The sequence below is a fragment of the Chloroherpetonaceae bacterium genome, assembly GCA_025056565.1.
Lineage (GTDB): Bacteria > Bacteroidota > Chlorobiia > Chlorobiales > Thermochlorobacteraceae > Thermochlorobacter.
Genome location: JANWWA010000010.1, coordinates 27,567 through 48,881, shown reverse-complemented (window position 1 = coordinate 48,881; position 21,315 = coordinate 27,567). Strand labels below are relative to the sequence as shown.

The window sequence follows — 21,315 nt, the reverse complement described above, 5'->3', positions numbered from 1 at the left end:
TAAAGCCTCCTTTGCCGCATCGCTATTTTGGAATGGTGCTACATCGTCTCATTTCCTTTCCTACCCTTCTGCTACTGTGTGGACTTTATGCACCCGCCGCAGCACAGGTCAAGATGGGGCTTGATGTGCTGCTCGAGCGTGGCGATAGTGCGCTCCAGTCTATGCGGCTTGGTCTTATTACAAATGCGACGGGCGTCGATGCCAACGGCAAACCAAACTACGAGCGACTATTGCAAGCCGGCTTCCGCATTGAAGCCTTGTTTGCACCTGAACACGGTTTTCAAATCCGTGAAGAAGCCGGCCAGCACATCTACACTGGCAAAACCAGCGAGCAAATTCCTATCTACTCGCTCTATGGGACAACCAAAAAGCCTACCCCCGAGATGCTCCAAAACCTTGACGCCTTGCTTTTCGACATTCAAGATATTGGCACGCGCTGCTACACCTACATCTCCACGATGCAGCTTGCCATGGAGGCCTGTGCAGCGCAGGGCAAGCTGTTTGTGGTGTTAGACCGTCCTAACCCGATTGCCCCTATTTTGCCACAGGGCTTTATGCTGGACACGGCTTATCGCTCATTTGTAGGCTATGTCAAAGTGCCACTCGTGCATGGACTCACCGCTGGAGAGCTTGCTCAAATGATTCAGTCTGAAGAGTTGCCTCACCTTAGGTTACGCGTTGTTGCGATGCAGAACTTTAGGCGTCAGCGTTTTGCAGATGAAGATTCGCAGTTTCGCTTGATTCCTCCCTCACCTAACATTACCAGCCTCCATGCAATGCTACTCTACCCTGCGCTTGTGTTCTTGGAAGGCACTAACCTGAGCGAGGGTCGCGGCACTGACATGCCTTTTGAAGTCTTCGGTGCCCCCTTCTTGGATGCTGAGAAGGTGCGCTCTGTGTTGTATGAGTTCAAGCTCTCTGGCGTGCGGTTCGATACGCTCTCGTTTATGCCCAAAAGTCTTGCAGGCAAATCCAGCCGTCCAAAGTTTCGTGATAGGTGGTGCAAAGGCATTCGCATCACGATAACTGACCGACACGCTTTTCAGCCGTTTGCACTTGGCGTAGCGATTTTGCTGGCGATACAGCGCGTGCACCCGAAGGAGCTGCAGTGGGTCGATGGTGGCAAATCGCTGGATAGACTTGCTGGCACGGCTCGCTTGCGTGAGCTTATTGAAGCGCACGCTTCACTGCCAACTATTCTTGCAGAAAGCCAAGAAAGCCTTGCTACATACCTACGCAGGTGGAAAACATACTGGCTTTATGAATAGGGTTGCTCGAGTCTCAGTTGCCTCAGAGATAGACGCGAATCATTCGCCGCCAGTCTGGCCAGTCATGCTGTGCATCTTCCCAGACATCGCATTGATTCCAAATGCCTTTGTTCCACAGCTTGGTTGAGAGTTCAAGCGTGGTGTGGTAGCAAGTTGGAATATCCCAGCGACTTGTAATGAGCTTAAAATCAATCTGGCGCATTCGTTCCAGCTCATTGTGGTCATGAAGATTTGGCACAAAATCCAGTGGCGAATTGAAGTAAATATCCTCGTCGTAGTAACCATCAAAAAAGGAGTGCGTATCGTAACCGCCAGACATTGCCACCACCTTATTGGCATACCAAGGGTGTTTTAATGCAAAAAGCACGGCTAAGAATGCTCCGAAGCTTGTGCCCGCTAAAATTGTAAAGGTGTTCGGATTTTTGTAACGAATGAACGGATATAGCTCGTGCATCACATAGCTTTCCCACTGGTTATGGCGCTGCATACGCCAGTTTGGGTGTGCCCAGTAGTTATACCAGCTTTCGGTGCTGCAGCTATCAATGCAGTAGAATTGAAGGTATCCGCCATCAATTTTATCTGCTACGGTATCAATCATCTGGAAATCTTTCCACTCGTAGAATCGTGCGTAGGAAGTTGGGAATACGATTACTGGTGCACCTGTGTGCCCGAAAATAAGTAGCTCCATATCGCGTTGCAGGCGCGGACTGAACCACTTGTGGTATTCGGTGTGCATAAGGATACTGGTTTTTCAATTCCATCAAGATGCGCGCAAGTTACACGTTCTTATGCGTTTGCCAAGCCTATTTTCAAGTGATTTTTTTTCATCGCAAAAGCCCTTATCTTTGTGTATTGTTTTGAATTGCATATCTTCGACTTCGATTAGGCAAAAAATCCTGTAACCACTCCAGTCAATGCCTAAGCATAGCGTAAGGGTTTTCTTGCTCGTGCTGCTGGCAGTGCTTTGTAGCTGTGGCGGCACGCAAGAAGCGGCAAAAACGGATGTGCCCTCTGCTGACACGACTGCTGCCAAATCTGACACTGCGACTACGACGCTTGATGTAGCTCAACTTCGAGAGACATCGCAGGTAGAAGAGCTTGACTATGTGCCCATCACGACTGATGAGCGCATCAACCCTGTTCGCCTCATTCGTTTGGGCTTATTGACCGACAGTGGTCTGCCGATGGAAACCATTCAAGATGATACATTAGGCTGCCGATACGCCATTCCCAAAGAGTGGGTCAGTTCACAACGGCGGTATAAAAATCTTGTCAACTACTACGGCAACAATAAAATCTCTGTTATTATTTCTGTTGCGCGTCCTACCTTCGACTCCGTTAGCATCTGGGCACAAGTGCAAGAAGCGATTTCATTTGGCAAAAATCAGCTTCCAAGAGACGATTGGTCAATGGAGCTTGCAATGAACTCCGCGCGCACCAACACTACGCAAAATTACTTTGGTCGCTACGAGTTTAACGGCAAGCAGTATAATCTTGCTTTCTTCAAGTCAGGCGAGCTGCAGTATAATGTGATTGTCGAGCATCCTTTGAAATCTCTCACTGAGCAAGAAGCAAAAGCAATCAACTATATCCTCGCCAGCTTTGTTGCAACTGGAAAACCGAAAACTGAGATTCCATTGCCTGTTCGAACCGTCTTTAGCGATGCCTCGGCGGAACTCAAAAATGTCGGTGACACACGCAGCGTAGATGTGCCTTTTGCAAAAGGCTCAGACAAGCTGCCTGCAAATGTCGGCGGGCTTGACATTGTCGTTGAGCTTATGCAAGCTGAGAAGGGCACGACGGTTGGTGTTTATGCCTACGCCGACGATGTTACGCTGGAACAGCGCAAAAACGAAAAAGAGCGGGACTATAAGAAGCGGCTGGAAGATGCCCGCCGCCGCATTGGTTTGAAACGGTCCCAAGCGATTGTGGCATACCTGCGCAGCAAAGGCATTGCGGCCAATCGCCTGCGTGCTGATTATGACCCGAAGGTAACAGGTCTGGTCACGATCAAGGTGCTTGCGAAGAAAGCCGAAAAAGCCACGGCACAAACATCCAGTAAGCCCAGCAAGAAAAAGTAGCAGCCGCTGAACCAACTTTGATGTGCTGTTCTTTGATAGAGTCTTCTTTTGACGCGAAAGACCACCTTTGCAATGCAAGCAGGTCTTCGCACAACTTCTAAACTTTGCGACCGATGCCCATAGACTTAGAACTGCACCGATTGATTGAGACTGGCGAGGACGCCCACACGGAGTTTAAGCGTTTGGTGCGCTCCCCTGAGAAAATTGCTCGCTCACTATGTGCCTTTGCAAATACAGCTGGCGGCGTGATTCTCATTGGCGTCGATGACGACAAACGCATTGTTGGCATTGAAAGTGAAAAAGAAACTTTGGAAATCCTTCACGAAGCCGCCACACGGCATACCTACCCTGTTGTTCGCTTTCACACCGAAGTGTTGGGGTTCAAAGGTCGTGATGTGCTTGCTGTGGTCATTCAAGCAAGCGATGAAAAACCGCATTACTGCGTTTCTGAAACACGTGACCCGAAAACCCTGCGAAAGGTGCCAGACCGAAAGGTATATCTGCGCCAAGGCAATCAAAATGTGGCTGCCTCGCGTGAAATGGTGCACCTGATGAAAGCCGAGAAGCGACCGATTCGAATTTCCTACACAGATAACGAGCGCACGCTACTGCGGTATCTCAGTGCTTACCATCGCATCACATTATCCGAATACAGCAAGCTGGTCAACATCTCCAGCCGCCGCGCCGCACGGATTTTAATCTCACTTGTTCGAGCTGGTGTCATTACCTTACATACAGAAGGCAAGTGTCATTACTATACGCTCGCTGTGTCGCCACAGTAAGGGTGCACTGGAAGTAAGGCCGGCACGATGATTGGTCATAAGCTTTGCACAACGCCACAGGGCGTTAGTGCGAAACTTTTTTGCCAACAGAGGGCGTATATAATGTTCGCTGAGAATCAAACATTTGCTATATTTCCCCTTGCTCTTTGAAAAATTGGGGATGACAGGTTTCGACAGGACCGACTGAGAGGTAGGTTGCACTCCGAGTTTCCGCACGGACGGACTCGTTAAAGAAGTCTGTGCAAAAGTAACTGCGGAAGATTATTCTTACGCAATGGCTGCCTAATTAGCAGAGCGCTAATTTAGGCACGCCCGTTTGCAAGCTGAAGCGCCTATACGGAGGCTTGCAAATGTCATAACGCTGCGCTTGAGCTTTGCTCGCGCTTTAGGCTTCGTGCTTGCTTTTCTCAACGGCAAGTGCGAATACTTAGTTGAGATAGCGGTTAGAACCGTGTCAATGCGGTCGCTAATCGCGAATCCTAAACATTGACGATGAGTGTGGGAGCCTATTTTGAAGCGGTTCTGGACGCGGGTTCGAGTCCCGCCATCTCCACCAGTGCTACTGGCTCACGCTAACTGACGCTGCCCACTATCCACAACTTGCAGAGCAAAATGGAGCAACTCTTTTCGCCTTGGCGCTCTAAATACATTGCCTCATTTAAGGATGCCTCACAAGCCGCCAAAGGTAAATCCATCTTTGCCGACATTCCACCCGAAGAAGATGAGGCACGCCTTGTGGTCTATCGTGGCAAGACTAGCTTTGTGATTATGAATCTCTATCCCTACAACGCAGGGCATGTAATGATTGTCCCTTACAAACAAACCCCTACTCTTTCTGACCTCGACAGCGAAACCCGCCTCGAGATTATGAACTTGATTGACCTCTCTATTCAGGCACTCACCGAAGTGCTTTCACCGCACGGCTTTAATGTCGGCTTAAACTTAGGGTCGGTAGCAGGCGGTAGTGTCGACTCACACCTTCATTTCCATGTTGTGCCTCGCTGGCATGGCGACACAAACTTTATGCCTGTCATCGCTGACACGAAGGTTATTAGCAACGATATGCAGGAACTTTACTACAAGCTTCGCTCGGCTATGCAACAACTCTCAAAATCAGGTAAGACGATGACCGCACCCGAGCTTATGGAGGCGCTAAAAGAAGCGTCGAAGGATTTACTGATGCCTAGCGAATCAGACTATCCATTTGAAATCATCCGTTGGGAAAATGCCATGCCCACGATGGATGAGGTGCTCCGCCAAGGCGGCTATGCAGAGAACACACCTGTTGAGAGCGTGAGCTTGGATTATCTTTTTCGCAATCTCGCCGAAGAAAAAGACTGGCACGACGAGACGCAAAGAGCGCAAGTTCCTCGCTTCAAAGCACTGGCGGATTTGATGAAGACGCATCTCAAAGGCTTGCAAGTCTATCGCATTGGCACCGTTGAAATTGATGTGTATGCAATCGGCAAAATTGGCAACGATGTCGTTGGCTTCAAGACAAAGTTGATTGAAACTTGACTGGGCTCCTAAAGCAGCAACCCTAAACCGATTGCCCAGCGGAAGCGTGGCGAGTGGCTTTGTAAGAATCCTACTGTACCATCAAGCCGAATGAGACCCAAAATGCCACCGATACCTACGCCGACCTCGCCATAGAGTTTGGATGCTGTGCCTTGCCAAATACTTGCCCCTCCTGCGCGTAGAATGAGCTGAATATTCTCGTCTGCTAAAAAGTCAATGCCCAAAAGCTCAAACGGCACGGCTTGAAAGTTGTGCTCTATGATGAGCGAAGCAAGGCTTGTGCCAATCAACTCCTTTTCGCTTACGCCAACTAACACATTTGAGAATGCCAGTCCTCCAATTGGCGACTCAACTGAGAAGTATCGCTGCATCGGAAGACTGCTGCCAAAAAACGTGCCCAGCTCAAGGTAGAAGGCAAAGTAAGGTGAAAGAAATCGCTCCGAGAAGAAACTGCGCAGGCGCAGCGACCCTGTTGCCCAGAGCCGTGTAAAATCAAACTCGCTGCCTAATGTGGCTGAGGCGTGCTCGACCTGCACAAAAAATGTGGGCTGGCCAAGAAATGTGGCAAACGGCGTGCCATAGTTGAATTCCAGCGTCAGGCTTCGCATCATGCCGTCTTGAATGGGCGGATTGTCGCGAAAGCTGACTGACTCGAGCCAACTAAACCAGCGGTGTCCGGGCGGCACTACTGGCATTGTGCGCTGCTGCTCGCTCAGAAAGCTTAGCGTGTAGCTAAAGCGCAAGTTAGGTCTGTAGCGCACCAGTGCCTTAAAGCCTTCAGCTTGGAAATAGTTGTGGTAATCGCGTCGCTCAAAGAGCCCCAGCAAGGCATTCGCAATTGGAATCATCCCATTGCGTTCTGGTGTAAAGGTCGTGGTGCGATAGGCTTCAAGTCCGAGACTAAATTTTCGTTCTTTATCGAACCACTGCTCTACCCCTACTGTCCAGAGCCACTCCTTTCGTTCCGTGCCGTAGCCAAGTGAGCCGTTGAATGCGGTTAAGGCCGTGAGCGAGTCCAGCGACAGTTTGCCGCCAAGAAAGAAGCCTTCGACGCGGTTGAAGCGAATGTTTGGGAAGTTGAGCAAATGTCCCCAAAATCCTTGCGGTGCTTGTGCTCCCACACCTAACCGTGCCCCCATACCTCTCGGCTGAAATTGCGACAGCAGCGTTTTGGAGCTATCTAGCGTCTGGTAGGCGACTTCCTCCTCTTTGGTTAGGGCGACAAATGCCCGCTCTTTCCAGAACGCTGAATCAAACTTTTCGGCACTGGCAGATTTTGTTACAAGGCGCTTTTCAAACACTGTGTCAGGCACAGGTTCATTCACCGTGTAGCGATAAATCATTGTGGTTTGCGTGAACGAAATGCGTGGCAATTCCACAAATCCCCCTGCTACTGAGACGGTTAGACCGCCTTCCAAAAATTGCGTCGCTGGCAACCAAAAGGCATTGCCCTGTGCATCATGATAGAGCTCTTGTGTTTGCTTGTAGGCGAGCTTGATGTCCTTGACATATGGCAATTTGAACCCCGAGCGATTGGGCACAAGGTCAGCGGCAACAAGGGCGTAGGTGTTTGCTGCAATTTTAATTGTGCCGCTAAACAGTGGAATGAAGCTGTTCTTTGGAATGAGTTTGATGGTGAAAATATCGCCGATTTCGCTGTGCGTGGTCTCGAGCAGTTCAAAGCCGTAACAAGAAAATGCATCATTTGCTAAGGGACTGACGAAGCGATTGCCAACAATCGGGATACGCTCTTCTGAAAAGTCAATGATGTTACGAATGCCAGCGGCAATGACTGCACCAGATGGAATTTGTGCTTTGATATTTTCCGTAATGCGCTCTTGAATGACGATTTCGCGCAGTGTATCGCCCTTACGCCAATAGCCTTTTGCGAAGGTTTCAGTGATGCCCGCAATGCTGGTATCACGCCGAGTCAGTCGTTTGGTGTAGGCTTCCAGCTCATAGGTGCGAAGCGAGTCGCGTTGCCGCTTCTTCTCACGAATCGCACGCTTCATGATTGTGGTTACAAGGTCTTCGCCTGCATCCACGACAATCTCAGCTGTGCGCACTTCGCCTTCCACAAGCTCAAAATTTTTCTCAATAGGCAGCGCTACTGCCACCTGCTCAATGCGTGTCTGATAGCCCAAGTAGCGGACTTCCACCGTATAGCGTCCCATCGGCAACACAATTCTATAGCGTCCTTCTGCATTGGCTTTTGCTCCACGGAGGATGTTACCACTGGCATCTTTGACACGAATCGTTGCACCTGCTAAGGGTTCGCCTGTCTTCTTGTCCGTGATTTTGCCATACAGTGCAGGTTCTGATTGTGCCCAAAGTGCTGTGTAGGTTAGCAACACCAGCAGAATCGGGAAAAGTCCTCGCCTCATCATTTTGCATTAGGGAATCTCATCAAAGTCAATGTCCAGAATTGGATACGTGTGCCAATCGGGGTCATCGAAATGCCACCACTCGCTTGGATTGGGAAGAAAGCCTTCAGCCTTCATTGCATCGTGCAGAATCTGGCGATGTCGCAGAATGTGCGGGGGCAAGTCCATATAGTCACTGCGCGCTTCTTTGACAAAGGCATCATATTCAGTTGGCATCTCAACTTCATTGCCCTCTCTATCAACCAGCGTTAGGTCAACTGCAGCACCACGATTGTGTTTAGAGCCTTTGCGTGGGTCTGCCACAAAGGTCGGATTGGGCACCACTTTCCACAGCTCCCACTGTGCAGACAGCGGACGATAGGCATCGTAGATTTTGAGTCCATAACCCAGCTTTTCTAAGCGCTCCTGTACGCGTGACAGTCGCTCAGCGACGCTGCGCTGCAGGAGACAGCGCGCTGATTTATAGACTGCTTTCTTCATAAAGTTGTTCGCTGTTGCATAGCGCATCTCTATCAGAATGCGCGGATTGATTTTTTGCACATCGACCAAATCGTGCTTAGGCTTGAGAGCTTGTGCAACTGCTGCATTGGCTGTAAGCGTCATTAAAAGAAGTTGCATTAGAAGTGTGTGCAAATTTCTTTGCATAACAGTCTGTTCCAGTTTTGGGTTTCCCGCATAGTGATTTATTTTCGCCGCAATTTTTGTCGTGCAAGTTTAATCAATCAAGCCTCAAAAAACGATGGAACGAACCCTTGCAATCATCAAGCCTGACAGCGTGCGTAAGCAAGTTGTTGGCGCCATTATTGATAAAATCGAGCGTGCTGGCTTTAAGATTCTTGCCATGAAGCTGGTGCGTCTCAGCAAAGCCCAAGCTGGCGAATTTTACGCTGTGCATAGGGAGCGCAGTTTTTATAGCGAGCTGGTGGACTTTATGTCTTCTGGCCCTTGCGTGCCAATGATTTTGGAAAAGGAAAATGCCGTTGCAGCATTCCGAGAACTCATTGGCGCTACGGACCCTGCCAAAGCAGCCGAAGGCACAATTCGAAAGCTCTACGGCACAAACGTTGGCGAAAATGCCATTCACGGTTCAGACTCGGTGGAAAACGCCAAAATTGAGGCTGCTTTTTTCTTCGCAACGCATGAAGTCGTGAGCTTACTTACCTAACTCTGGTTAGGACGCTCCTATGTATGCTCACTTTGTTCCCTCTCCCACTGAGGGAGGGAACAAAGTGCGACTGCATCTTTCCCTTTGCATCTAAAGCCGTTCAAGCTCTTTAAAGAACGCATATACTCCCATTACCGCCATCACCGTACTCACTGCGATTCCAGCCGCCGTTAGCCAGCGTGGATGCTTGTAATCCCCGACGATGTCGGTGCGATATGCTGCCAGCAGCATCACACTGAGCGCAAGTGGAAGAATTAAGCCGTTCAATGCGCCTACTATCACCAATACCTTAACGGGTCGCCCAACCGTTGCAAAAATGAACGTGGCTAACGCAATGAAAAGCACAATCAGTTTTGGTTGCTGCCGCTCCAGCCATGGGGAAAGTGTTTGCAAAAACGATACAGAGGTGTAAGCTGCGCCAATCAGCGAGGTGATAGCTGCTGCCCAAAGCACCACCCCGAAAAAACGGTAGCCCCATTCTCCCGCTGCGGCTCTAAACACTGCTGCAGTAGGGTTCGACGCATCAAGCACTGTGCCTTGCGCCAGCACGCCCAGAGTCGCCATAAATAGCAGACTGCGCATGACGGCTGTTACCACAATACCTGACACTGCACTTTGCGACACAGCGGATAGTGCGGCTTGACCCTTGATGCCTGCTTCCAGCAAGCGATGTCCACCTGCAAAGGTGATGTATCCCCCTACCGTGCCACCTACCAGCGTCAGAATTGCAAACATATCAATCGTCTCAGGCACAAAGGTTCTGACAGCCGCTTCTTGTAACGGCGGCTTTGCAGTCAGCGCTACATATAGCGTCAGACCTAATAGGAGCAATCCCATCGTTTGCATAAAGATGTCCATGGCTTTGCCTGCATCTCTGTAGAGAAACATTGCAATCGCAGCCAGCGCACTGAGCACTGCACCCCATTCAGGGGCAAGCCCAGTCAGCACATTGAGACCTAGTCCCGCACCTGCTGCGTTGCCAATGCTGAACGCCAGTCCTCCTATCGCCACCAGAAAAGAGAGCAGGAAACCAAGCCCAAAGTGCACTCGATTGGCAATATCTTGCGCCCGCTGCTCTGCTACAGCAAGAATGCGCCAGATATTGAGCTGCGCCGCAATGTCAATCAGCACGGAAGCGAGAATCACAAAGCCAAAACTTGCACCTAAGCGCTCGGTAAAAACAGTGGTTTGGGTTAAAAAGCCAGGGCCGATGGCAGAAGTTGCCATCAGAAAGGCTGCACCGAGCAACGTGCGCAAAGACGAGGTCAGCACAGTGCGTTGCGCGAACACTTAGCGTTCACAAGCTACTACCTCACGCTTTGCCAGCGCTCGAATCTCAATGCCTGCTGCTTGCAGCGCTGCGCGAATCGCCCTTGCAACTTCCACTGCATTTGCTCCATCGCCATGAATGCAAATAGTGTCAGCTTGGAGCATTAAGGTTGTGCCTTGAACTGTTGTAACGATACCTTCCGTTGCTAGCCTCAGCGCTTGTGCCACCGCTTCATCCACACTGTCAATCAGTGCTTTTGCATCGGTGCGAGGGGTGAGTGAGCCATCCGCTTGGTAGGTGCGGTCAGCAAACACTTCGCTAGCCGTGCGCAGTCCAAAGGCTTGACCTGCAGCAATCAGCTCGCTCCCAGATAGCCCCACCAGAATCAAGCTCTCATCAAACTGCGCTACAGCTTTGGCAATAGCGTCGGCAAGGGGACGCTGTTTAGCCGCCATGTTGTAGAGCGCGCCGTGTGGTTTTAGATGTTGGAGTCTGCCGCCCTCTGCTTTTACAAATGCCGACAGAGCGCCCAGTTGATACAGCGTCAGGTCATAAACTTCTTCTGGCGAGACCGCCATTGCACGCCGACCAAACCCCATCAAGTCTGGCAGACTTGGATGTGCCCCGATTGCTACACCCTTTTCCAGTGCCCAACGCACAGTGCGGCGCATCACACTAGGGTCGCCTGCGTGAAATCCACAAGCGATATTGGCAGAGGAGACAACCTCAAGTAGGGCTTCGTCGTTGCCCATTGTGTAGGCACCAAAACTTTCGCCCATATCGGCGTTCAGGTCAATGCTACGCATTGCTTTGCAAGTTGTGATTACAAAACCAGTGCATCAAGATAGGCTTTTACACAAAACATATCATTTTTCTGGCGAATCAACAGCGCCTGTGCGACTCGCAGTGACACTTCCTGAAACCACACCCTATCGTTGGGTTTCGCTTGAGCAAGGCGTGGTATATCTGCCGTCGCAACGACGGCTACGACAGGATACCCTCCAACGGTCTGTCGGTCTGCCAGCAAAATAATCGGATTACCGTCGGGTGGCACTTGAATAGCGCCACTGACCGTAGCCGTCGAGAGCAGCTCACTCTGGCTGGTTCGCTGCAGCACTGGTCCTTGCAAGCGATATCCCATTCGGTTTGAATCGGGCGTGATGGTGAAGGGTTCTGCAAAAAAGCGCAATTGGCTCTCGAGCGTGAGGTGTTCAAAATTCGGTGCACGCACGACCCGCACAACCAGCGGCGCGCGTTTCACTGTGTGCAACGCATCGCTTACGAAAAATGGGGCTGCACAAAATGCCTGAGAAAATGCTTCACGATGTGCACAAGTGTGGTGAAGGTATGCTTGCAAGCTTAGTGCGCGTGTATTTGGCTTGCCAACTGGAATAAAGTCGCCTCTCTGTAGCGAGCGACCGTGCCAGCCACCGAAATGGGCTACCAGATTGGTGCTGCGACTTTGCATTACTTCTGGCACGTCTATGCCGCCAGCAATCGCCATGTAGAGCCGTGCGCCTGTTGTTGCACGTCCACAGTCCAGCACTGACCCTGCACGTATCCAAATTGGTCGCCAAAGTGGCACAGCTCTGTCAGCTATGGCGGTTGAAAATCGACCGCCGCAGAGTGCAATGAGGCTGTCAGCATGAAAACGCACGGTTGCGCCCTGCAGCGTCATTTCCAATGTGGCCGCACCTTCATCATTTCCTACAAGCCAGTTTGCAAGCGTATGCGAGACCCAATCCATTGCGCCTGATGGTGCCACTCCAAGATGCTGCCACGACCGCCGACCTAAGTCTTGCACCGTCGTCAGCAAGCCCCCTGCAAGCACTTCAAGGCTCATTCGTAAGGTACTGACTTTGGCGAAAGAACTCTTGCTCAGAAATTGGGTAAAACTTCACACGGTCACCCGGCTGCAAAAGGCTAGGTGGCTGATGAGTTGGACGAAATAATCTCAGAGGTGTACGACCAATGAGATGCCAGCCGCCCGGTGTCTCGAAGGGATAAATTCCTGTCTGCGCACCTGCAATGCCGACCGAACCTGCTGGCACAGCCAGACGCGGTGTTGCACGTCGTGGAAGCCGAAGCTGCTCTGGCAACTCCACCAAGTACGGAAAGGCTGGCACGAAGCCAACGACTGCCACTTCATATTCCACGCTGCAATGCACATCGACCACCGCTTGCGGCGTGAGCTTTAGTGCTGCAGCAACACTTTGCAGGTCAGGCGCACATTGCTCCGCATAGCACACTGGAATCTCATGCAGTCGAGCTGACGATGCTGACAGCGTATGACTATGTTCTAACAAGCGTAAAGCATGTGCTTTGGCAGCTGGGTAGTCAAGCTGAAGTGGGTCGTATAGCACTGTCGCAGTCGTGTAGGCAGGAATCACGTCCAAGAAGCCCAATACCGAAGATGCACGCAAGACCTCACAGTATGCTCGGATGCGCTGGCGCACTTCTGATGAACTCTTTTCCGCAAACTCTATCACCAGCGCTGCATCACCTAATGGGAAACAGGTCATTGTAAGTCCGCAAATGCTTTGCAGCTCATCATCTTGCGCTGAAATTTAGCTACTGTGGTCTCGCTTTCGAGAGTGCATGCAAGCCTGCTTTCCGTAAAGTTGTCGGCACTCCGACTGTGCTTAGCTCAACACGGGCTGCACTTTCTGCACTTTGTGGTGCTCTGCCAGAATAGGGTGAATTAGCTTAAACCAAAGTGGTGGAATGAGCACAACTGGCAACAGCCCTAGGTAGCCCGTAGGCAAGGTTGGGCTTTCAGGATAGCTCCGCAGCTCTTGATAAGGACGAGCAGCATAGTAGTGATGGTCGCTATGGCGTGGCAGCTCAAGCAAGAAAAAGCGTGATGAGAGATGGTCGGTGTTCCACGAGTGTGCAGCTGAGATGCGCTCGTTTTCACTGCGCCTCAGACCATAGTGCTGCGCATAGTTGGTAATTTCAAGCAAGCAGACGGCTATGGCAGCTTGCCCAAGGTATGCCAGTCCTGCTGCGGGTCCAAGCCCCAAAAAGACACTGGCTGTTATGAGTGCTTGCACTAAGGTATTTCGGACGACAAAGTTTTCTAAGCCAAATGGCGCTTTGCCTTTCTTTCGCAAGCGCTCTGCCTCAAGGCTAAGGGCGCTTTGGAACTGTGCCGGAATGGTGCGCCTAATAAAGCCATACACGGTCTCGCCATACTGGGCCGTTGCTGCATCTTTTGGTGTGGCAGCATACTTGTGATGCGCCTTGATATGCTCAATGAAGAAGTGAGCGTAATTTACCAGCAGCAGATTCCAGATGCCGAGTGCTTGCCAAAGTCTCTCTTTGCGGTGTATCAACTCGTGCGCCACTACAATGCCCGACACGCCTGAATTTACGCCCGTTGATACTGTTGCAAAAAGCAGAAACTTGCCGCTTAGTTTACCGGTCGCTGCTCCCACTGCCAAACTGGCAATCGCTGCTGTATGAGTGAGGACGTGAATGACAAGCAGCACATTTGCGATGAGTGGCGAGTGCGGCTCTGGCTGGTCTTTGCGCTCGCCGATAAACCAGTCGGTTAGCACTAAGCCCACCAGCGTAAAGAGAATGTTACCCAGCGTCCAGTCGCCGCCCAAAATGTTGCCGAGAAGCGTTAGGCTCACAGGAATCAGGCTCAGAAGGTAGCCTAAATCGCGCCAATACATTTTTTGGTGTTTTTGCTCCCTAAGTTTTTGCGCAATTTATCTTTCGCTTTCTTTGTGTGCAAACACATCAAAAGGAATTCTCCGGAGACAAGTAACGTCTTATCGCTTTGCTTCTCTCGGCTCGCTCTGTAGGCGCAGTTTTAGTGCTACAATGCGTTGGTATGATTCTTCAATACGAGCTGGAGAGATTACTTTATCGGCAACCAGTTGCTTGATGCAAGCTGTGGCTTTCCTTGCAATTTCAGGGTCATAGTCCAAGTTATTGCCAAAAAGGAGCATATCTATGCCAGCAAGTAGTGCATACTTGATAGCTGTCTCGAGTCCATATTGCGCTGAAATAGCTTTCATCTGCATATCGTCAGAGACGACCACCCCCTTGTATTGCAGAGAATCGCGCAGCAGTCGCTTGACCACATTTTGCGACAGCGTGGCTGGCAGCGCTGAATCTAGTCCAGAATGGAAAATGTGAGCGGTCATTACCATATCGACCTTGCCCGCTTGTATTAAGGTGCGGTATGGCATAAGTTCTTCTGGTGACCAGACTGCTGTTACATCTACGAAGCCCACATGCGAGTCGCTGCGTGAGCTGCCATGTCCTGGAAAATGCTTGAGGGTGGTCAGAATCCCTTGCTTGCGATGCTCATCAATAAATGCCTCTGCGTAGCGCGCAACTTGACGCGCGTCAGCTGAAAAGCTGCGCTCATACTTTGCAATCACTGGGTTCTCTGGATTGAGATTGACATCGACGCACGGTGCAAAGTTGATGTTGATGCCAAGCGATGCCAGTTCCTTAGCGATGCGTGCGGCGTAAAAGCGTGTGGAATCAAGTGGTTGTGTGCCCAAGTATGCAGCCGACACTGTGCGCTGGAAGCCAAACTTTTCCTTGAGACGCGCTACCCGCCCTCCTTCTTGGTCAATTGCGACAAATAGTGGCAGCGTCGAATGCTCTGCTGCAATCTGCTTTAAGCGATGAATGAGCTGCCTAACCTGCGCTGGCGACTCAATGTTGCGCACAGGCGATTTAGCTGGCACATCGTAGTCAAAGAGAATGACGCCACCGATGTAACGCTGGCGGAGGTCTTGCACAATTGCACTGGTATCTGCAACGCTCAGCCCCCGAAAGCCGACCATTACCATTTGCCCAATCTTAAACTCGAGGCTATCCAGCGCTGGTTTTTGCGCTCGAGCCACGCACGATGAAAGCACTATCAGCCAAGCCAGCACTGTCGCTCTGGCACATCTTCTACAAGGCGTCATTGGCTCAGAGTTTTATTTGCCAGTAAATTTCCTTGCGGAGTTGCTCAATCCACTGTTCGTATAGTTCGGCTTGTCGTTTCTGCAAGGCAAAGTTTTTGATGCGCGTGTAGTCCATCTCTAAGTTCATCTTGTGTGGTGGGGCTTTGTATTTGAGCAATACGATGTGGTAGGCGTAGTCGCCAGTGCCTACAATCGAGATGCGGCGCGGTGCAGAAATCTCCCCTACTTTCAGGCTATCGATAATGTCGCGAAAGCTCGGATCAATGGCCTCGATTGGGATTCGGTTTGAGCCAGTTTGTGGCGAGGTAATGTCGCCGCCTTGCGGTGCTGTGCGTTCATCTTCAGAGAACAGTCGCGCTGCCAGCCCAAAACTTAGTTCGCCAGCCAGAATTTGTGCGCGAATTGAGTCAAGGCGTGCAATCGCTGTGCGGTCATCTCGCTTCGTTTGGTCGAAGCGCACAAGAATGTGGCGGGTGTGCACCGATTCACCACGTCGGTCTAAGAGCTGAATGATGTGAAAGCCAAACTCTGTTTCTACGATTTTGGAAATTTGCCCTTCCCGCAAAGAAAAGGCGACTTCTTCGAAGCGCTTGACAAATTCACCGCGCTTGACATAGCCCAAATCTCCACCGCTTCGAGCAGAGCCAGGGTCTTCGGAGTATCGCCGTGCCAATTCTGCAAAGTCTGCTCCAGCACGCAGCTCTTGTTCGATTTTCCGAATTTTCTCCAGCGCAGAAAGCCGCGCTGCACTATCTGCTTTCGGGCGAATCAAAATGTGAGCCAGTTCCACCTCAGCTGGCACAGCTGGCAAAGAGTCTTTGTAAGTTTCATAAAACCGCACTACCTCTTCATTGGAGATGGTTAGGTTTGCAAACTTTTTGCGTTGTAATTCTGCCGCCATCTGTTGCGCCTTGAGTTCCTCACGCAGGTCAATGCGCAGTTGGGGAATCGTTTTTCCGAAATACTTGACTACCTCTTCATCAGAGCCCAGTCGCTGCCGAATAAAGTTAATTCGCTCTGTTACCAGTGCGTCAAGCTGGCTGGTATTCACCTGAATGCTATCAAGCTTGGCTTTGGCGACTAAAATTTTCTGGTCAATCATTGCATTGAGCACTCGCATCCACAAGCCGGGCGTGCGCGGGTCAATTTGATTTTGATAGGCATAAAGCGCAACCTGCGAATCCACATCAGATTTCAAGATGACTTCATCGCCCACGACGGCTACGACACCATCAATAAGCTGCGCGTGGCTTGCTGCAGGCATAAGCGCCAGCATGCTCACCACCAGTCCGATGCAGGTTAAGCCGTGTCTAAGACCATAGAACCGTTTAAGACTTTTGCTTTGCATTGCGATGTCATTTTGACGCTTCCAGTGCCGATTTTGCCGTGCGCACAAGATACTGATAAAACGCTTTTTCCTTCTGTCGCCAAAGTCGTTCCGCTACATCGGGATAAGCCTGCTCAAAAGGCATTGGCGTACCTGCCTCGAGCTTTTCGTCTAAGCGCAGCACCACAAAGAGCGAGTCTTGCAGCTTTACCACTGGCGTAAGGTCTTTTGGACGCATTCGTTCCAAAAGCTGCATTAGCACTTCGGATTCCAGCTGCAGTAGCCGTGCAGGATATGCGTCTTTGTCGCGTTGCCAAAACACGCGATTGCGCTCTTGAGTTGCTGGTGAAAGCGAGTCGGCCAGCCTTAGCACATCAGGGTCAGGTATGCCACTCATCAGTTTCTGGCGCACACTCAGCATTGCTTCTTGCGTGGCAGCAAAGATGCGCCTTACACGGTAATGTGGCTCACGGCGCTCAAATAGCCCAAGATTAGCCGCATAAAACGCTTGCGCTTCTGCAGAGTCGACACGCAAGTTGCCTTTTGCAATTTCTTCTTGCAATTTGTGCTCAAAGTAGCGGCGAGCAATAATCTTTCGGCGCGCCTTTTCAACCAAGAGCTGTGTGAGCGTATCTTGGTCAAATCGCTCTTTCAAGGCTTGCTCATACAGTGCCGCTGTTGCTAACCAATCTTCCAGATACATCATCGCTTGGGTTAGGCTATCCTGCGCATTTTGATATGACAGCGACCGCCGCAACTCCTCACGCGTGAGCACGCTGCGACCCAGTTTTGCAACAGGCGGTTCTTCTGGCGCACGCTGACAGGCAGAACAACACGCAAAGACAAGCAAACAAAGCACAGTGGCTGCGGTCTGTTGCCCTGAGGTAACAATGCCAATCAAGGTTTGCTGGTTAAGGCTGTTTCAGTGTTTGCAGCGGTGCGGAAGGCTTGTTTTAAGCGTTCCTCAAAGATTTGAATTTCACTTTTTGCACGCAGCCCATGCACCCACTCTGCCTCCAGTCGGCGATTGGTATCGTCTTGATAGCGAGAGTAAATCTCGGGCAAGGCTTCCTCAAAAGTTTTGCGGCGCGGGGCTTCTCGTCCATCAACTCGCAAAAGGTAGTGCTTTTCCTCGTATTGAATCGGTGCGCTAATGCTTCCTACTTCATTGCCAAAGACAATATCGGCAAGCATATTTTCGCCTCGCTGGAACGTGCCAAGCTCTGCGCGACGGGTTGAGTCATACTGTTCGCTGTATCGCTTTGCCAGTTCATCAAATGAGCGCGGCTCGGTATCGGGTTTAAGTGCCCTCAGGCGTTGCAAAATTGAGTCACGCTGAGCGATGTACGTCTTGCCACGCTTTAAGGCTTTGAGTGCCGCTCGCATAGCCTCTTGCGCTTTCTTTACGCTGTCAGGCGTGATGATGTCCAGCGTGCGGTTCTTCTCCACCAATTCTGCACGCAATTTATCAATCAGCTCACGATTTGAAGAGACGATTTGGGAGACCTTGACACGCTCTCCGAATTGAAAATCATCTTTGTAGGCTTCATAGTAAGCGCGTGCAATTGAGTCGTTTGCAGTGGACTTTTGCCACACGGTTCGCTCTGAGACGGTAAAGAGCAAAATCCCGTCCTTGTAGTCACGCATCAATTTTGCAAACTCAGGGTATCGCACTTCTAACTGTGAGGTCTCATAGTCAATCAGCTCACGCTGAGCATAACTATTGCGAAAGCTCACAAGGTCGCGCTCGGTTAGTTTGCGTCTCTCTGCAAAGAGTCGCAGATAGGCAAGGAGGCTGTCGAGTGTGTAGCGCCTGCCTGCAAAGGCAAAGCACAGTGTGTCTTTTAGCTCTCCTAACGAAAGCGTCTCCAATTTGGCATAGCCTTCTTCGGTGGTATCGAGCTTTGTTAGAAACAGCGCTATTGCGCGTGGGTTTTCTTGGTAGCCGTAGAGTTTCTTTAAGCGCTCAGTGAGTTTATTGGTCTCGGCATTGATTTTTTCAGGGTTGCGCCGCAGCATTGCTTTGAGTTCTTCGCGTTCTTCTTCGAGCGAAGCGATTTTTTTGCGTCCGAGCAGCTTAATGAGGTGGTAGCCAAATTGCGTGCGCACGATTGGTGACACATCGCCTATGTTTTTTAGAGCGAACGCTGCTTCTTCAAACGGTTTTACGGTGCGTCCCAAGCCGAAAAAACCTAAGTCGCCGCCCTGTGCAGCCGTGCCGAGGTCTTCTGAGTGCCGCCGTGCTAACTCTGCAAAATCGGCGCCTTGGTTTAGGGAATCCAACAACGCTGAAATTTTTTCAAACGCCTTGAGTGTGTCTTCAGGAGAGCCATTGCCGAAGCCAATCAGGATATGCGCTACGCGAATATCGGGCGTGCGTGGTCGCTTGTCCCAGACTTTAACGATGTGGTAGCCAAAGCGCGTGCGAAATGGACCATTAATTTCTCCCACCTTCGTCGCATACACACCATCTTCGAACTGGTGCACCATCACGCCGCCTGTAAAGTAGCCCAAACGACCGTAGTTTTGCTTTGCAGTTGGGTCTTCTGAATACTTGTATGCCACGCTGTCGAATGGCACGCCGCGCTTCAACTCCGCTAAGGCTTCTTCAATTTTCCTGAAAGCTCTTTCGGTATCTGCCGGCGATGCATCGGGCGCTACAAAGACCAAAATGTGTGACGCATCAATTTCATACTTGCGCTTTTCATAAAGGTCTTTGATAGCATTTTCATAGAGCTCTCTTTCAGTTAAGTAGGGCTGTGCCAGCTGATTGCGATACTGGCGTAGTTCGTTTTGCACCTCAGGGTCATTTTCTAAACCTTTGTCAATCGCATCCTTTACTTTGAGTTTGAAGTCAATGAGGCGGTCAAGAAATTCTCGGTATGAAGTGAGTGAATCTTTGCGCGCTTCCTCAGCCGAGCGGCGAGTTTCAAGGTAGCGTTCTTCAAACTCAGCCAGTGTGATATCTGTCTGCCAATTACCTTGCTTGATACGCGCAACTACAACTTGCTCTGGTGAGCTTGTAAGTTGGGTATTGCTGCAAGCCGAGATGCCAAGCGTAACGCAGCAGAAAAAGAACGTGCAGAAAAAAACACCTCGTATTTGTCTCATTGCTTGATGAATGAGGCCTTGGGCACCGTTTTTTATTTTGAAAGGCGCAAGTGTAGCAAAAAAAAGACGCTTTTGCAAGAGCGCCTCCTGTCGCAGCGATTGGACGCTTCAGCCACAGCACAGCAGTCACGCTACGATAGCCGCCAAAATCACAGTGCAAAATTATGCAAACTTCCGCCAAGAAATGCCTATATTTCCGCAGTTTTCGGCAGTGCAGGGCATTGCCAAAGATTTTCAAACTCATTGAAGAAAGGAGAGATAACTATGCCAGATGTTCTCACCAACGGCAGCTCTGCTGGTAACTCGGAGGTCAAAATGCAAGAGCAGACGCAAAAAGTTGTTCCACCGAAGGCAGGTCTTGAAGATATTGTTGCGGCCACCTCACAAATTTGCTTCATTGATGGCAAGAAAGGGCGACTGGTCTATCGTGGCTACGATATTCACGACTTAGTCAATGGCGGTGCTACCTTTGAGGAAGTTATCTATCTCTTGTGGTATGGCAAATTGCCCAATCGGCGAGAGCTTAGCGACTTTACAAAGCGTTTGGCGCAGCACCGTCGCTTGCCACGAGAAGTGGTTGCACACCTTTACACCATCCCGACTTCTGCGCCTCCAATGGAAGCCTTGCGTTCTGCGGTCTCGGAACTTGCGCTCTACGACAATGATGAACGAATGACCACCGAAGCGCATTTCGAGAAAGCCTTTAAGCTCATGTCGCAAGTAGCCACCATCGTTGCCTTCGATGAGCGCATTCGCAATGAGAAAGATCTGATTCAGCCTGACCCCAGTCTTTCGTTTTCTGCAAACTTCCTCTATATGCTCACTGGCAAATTGCCCGATGCAGAAACCGAGCGACTGTTTGACATTTGTATGATTCTGCATGCTGACCATGAGCTTAACGCTTCCACCTTCACCGCACGCGTTATTGCAGCTACGCTTTCCGATATGTATTCAGCGATTGCTGGGGCAATTGGTGCGCTCAAAGGTCCACTACATGGCGGCGCAAACGAGCAAGTGATGCGCATGCTGATTGAAATCGGCGACCCCAGCCGTGCTGAAGGCTATGTCAAAAAGTTGCTCTCTGAAAAGAAGAAGATCATGGGCTTTGGGCATCGAGTCTATAAGACCGAAGACCCGCGCGCAACGCATCTGCGCAAGATGTCAGAACTTTTAGGCTATCGCACAGGCAACCTCAAGTGGTATGAAATCTCCCGCCGCATTGAAGCACTGATGTTGCAAGAAAAGGGTCTCTATCCGAACGTTGACTTCTACTCTGCGTCGGTCTACCACTTGATGGGCATCTCAATTGACCTTTTTACGCCCATCTTTGCCATGAGCCGCACGGCAGGGTGGATTGCGCACATTTTAGAGCAATACGCCAACAACCGCTTGATTCGTCCCACAGCGGAGTATGTTGGACCACTCGATGAAAAATTCATTCCAATTGATGAGCGAGAGTAGTTTGGGAGACT

At 50.6% G+C, this 21,315-nt stretch carries 18 protein-coding genes, 1 other RNA gene and 1 pseudogene; 8 read left to right on the top strand and 12 right to left on the bottom strand.

Features of this window, described 5'->3' with window-relative positions; translation table 11 throughout:
* Positions 1-32 precede the first annotated feature (32 nt).
* Positions 33-1,268, top strand: a complete 1,236-nt coding sequence (locus NZM05_08780) for a DUF1343 domain-containing protein (GenBank protein ID MCS7013705.1) — start codon at positions 33-35, stop codon at positions 1,266-1,268.
* Between the two features lie 22 nt (positions 1,269-1,290).
* Here the strand turns inward: NZM05_08780 and NZM05_08775 are convergent, their stop codons facing one another.
* Positions 1,291-2,004, bottom strand: a complete 714-nt coding sequence (locus NZM05_08775; GenBank protein MCS7013704.1) for an alpha/beta hydrolase-fold protein — start codon at positions 2,002-2,004, stop codon at positions 1,291-1,293.
* Positions 2,005-2,182: 178 nt separating this feature from the next.
* Between NZM05_08775 and NZM05_08770 the strand changes: the two genes are divergently transcribed.
* From NZM05_08770 to NZM05_08750, 5 genes and pseudogenes are all read left to right on the top strand, one after another.
* Positions 2,183-3,349: a hypothetical protein gene (locus NZM05_08770; GenBank protein ID MCS7013703.1), complete on the top strand. Its 1,167-nt coding sequence runs from the start codon at positions 2,183-2,185 to the stop codon at positions 3,347-3,349.
* A gap of 113 nt (positions 3,350-3,462) precedes the next feature.
* Positions 3,463-4,131, top strand: a complete 669-nt coding sequence (locus NZM05_08765; protein MCS7013702.1) for a putative DNA binding domain-containing protein — start codon at positions 3,463-3,465, stop codon at positions 4,129-4,131.
* Between the two features lie 156 nt (positions 4,132-4,287).
* Positions 4,288-4,687: a transfer-messenger RNA gene (ssrA, locus tag NZM05_08760) on the top strand.
* Between the two features lie 56 nt (positions 4,688-4,743).
* Positions 4,744-5,244 (top strand): annotated as a pseudogene (locus NZM05_08755) (HIT domain-containing protein).
* 30 nt (positions 5,245-5,274) lie between these two features.
* Positions 5,275-5,649 carry a nuclease A inhibitor family protein gene (locus tag NZM05_08750; protein ID MCS7013701.1) on the top strand — a complete coding sequence of 125 codons (375 nt, stop codon included), beginning with the start codon at positions 5,275-5,277 and terminating at the stop codon, positions 5,647-5,649.
* Between the two features lie 8 nt (positions 5,650-5,657).
* On the opposite strand, the gene NZM05_08745 is transcribed toward NZM05_08750, so the two are convergent.
* On the bottom strand, positions 5,658-8,036 hold the full coding sequence (locus tag NZM05_08745) for a DUF5686 and carboxypeptidase regulatory-like domain-containing protein (protein ID MCS7013700.1): 2,379 nt from the start codon (positions 8,034-8,036) through the stop codon (positions 5,658-5,660).
* A gap of 6 nt (positions 8,037-8,042) precedes the next feature.
* Positions 8,043-8,651 carry a D-alanyl-D-alanine dipeptidase gene (gene ddpX, locus NZM05_08740; protein MCS7013699.1) on the bottom strand — a complete coding sequence of 203 codons (609 nt, stop codon included), beginning with the start codon at positions 8,649-8,651 and terminating at the stop codon, positions 8,043-8,045.
* 121 nt (positions 8,652-8,772) lie between these two features.
* Between ddpX and ndk the strand changes: the two genes are divergently transcribed.
* On the top strand, positions 8,773-9,198 hold the full coding sequence (gene ndk, locus NZM05_08735) for a nucleoside-diphosphate kinase (GenBank protein ID MCS7013698.1): 426 nt from the start codon (positions 8,773-8,775) through the stop codon (positions 9,196-9,198).
* Positions 9,199-9,288: 90 nt separating this feature from the next.
* On the opposite strand, the gene NZM05_08730 is transcribed toward ndk, so the two are convergent.
* The 9 genes from NZM05_08730 to NZM05_08690 form a co-directional block, all read right to left on the bottom strand.
* A complete protein-coding gene (locus NZM05_08730) occupies positions 9,289-10,470 on the bottom strand; it encodes a divalent metal cation transporter (GenBank protein ID MCS7013697.1) in 1,182 nt (393 codons plus the stop codon).
* 18 nt (positions 10,471-10,488) lie between these two features.
* Entirely contained in the window at positions 10,489-11,274 is a 786-nt protein-coding gene (locus tag NZM05_08725) for a LamB/YcsF family protein (GenBank protein ID MCS7013696.1), read from the bottom strand.
* A 17-nt stretch (positions 11,275-11,291) separates the two neighbouring features.
* A complete protein-coding gene (locus NZM05_08720; protein MCS7013695.1) occupies positions 11,292-12,311 on the bottom strand; it encodes a biotin-dependent carboxyltransferase family protein in 1,020 nt (339 codons plus the stop codon).
* The gene (gene pxpB / locus NZM05_08715; GenBank protein ID MCS7013694.1) at positions 12,301-12,990 is read right to left on the bottom strand and encodes a 5-oxoprolinase subunit PxpB; all 690 of its coding nucleotides are present in this window, start codon (positions 12,988-12,990) and stop codon (positions 12,301-12,303) included. Before pxpB ends, NZM05_08720 begins: the two co-directional genes overlap by 11 nt.
* 120 nt (positions 12,991-13,110) lie before the next feature.
* Positions 13,111-14,148 (bottom strand): alkane 1-monooxygenase, encoded by a 1,038-nt coding sequence (locus NZM05_08710; protein ID MCS7013693.1) that lies wholly within the window; start codon positions 14,146-14,148, stop codon positions 13,111-13,113.
* Between the two features lie 99 nt (positions 14,149-14,247).
* A complete protein-coding gene (locus NZM05_08705; GenBank protein MCS7013692.1) occupies positions 14,248-15,405 on the bottom strand; it encodes a glycoside hydrolase family 3 in 1,158 nt (385 codons plus the stop codon).
* A 4-nt stretch (positions 15,406-15,409) separates the two neighbouring features.
* Entirely contained in the window at positions 15,410-16,753 is a 1,344-nt protein-coding gene (locus NZM05_08700; protein MCS7013691.1) for a peptidylprolyl isomerase, read from the bottom strand.
* A gap of 7 nt (positions 16,754-16,760) precedes the next feature.
* Complete coding sequence (locus NZM05_08695) at positions 16,761-17,591, bottom strand: peptidylprolyl isomerase (protein ID MCS7013690.1); 831 nt, start codon at positions 17,589-17,591, stop codon at positions 16,761-16,763.
* Positions 17,592-17,629: 38 nt separating this feature from the next.
* Positions 17,630-19,843 (bottom strand): peptidylprolyl isomerase, encoded by a 2,214-nt coding sequence (locus NZM05_08690; protein ID MCS7013689.1) that lies wholly within the window; start codon positions 19,841-19,843, stop codon positions 17,630-17,632.
* 264 nt (positions 19,844-20,107) lie between these two features.
* On the opposite strand from NZM05_08690, the gene NZM05_08685 reads away from it, so the two are divergent.
* Positions 20,108-21,304 carry a citrate synthase gene (locus NZM05_08685; protein ID MCS7013688.1) on the top strand — a complete coding sequence of 399 codons (1,197 nt, stop codon included), beginning with the start codon at positions 20,108-20,110 and terminating at the stop codon, positions 21,302-21,304.
* Positions 21,305-21,315 lie beyond the last annotated feature (11 nt).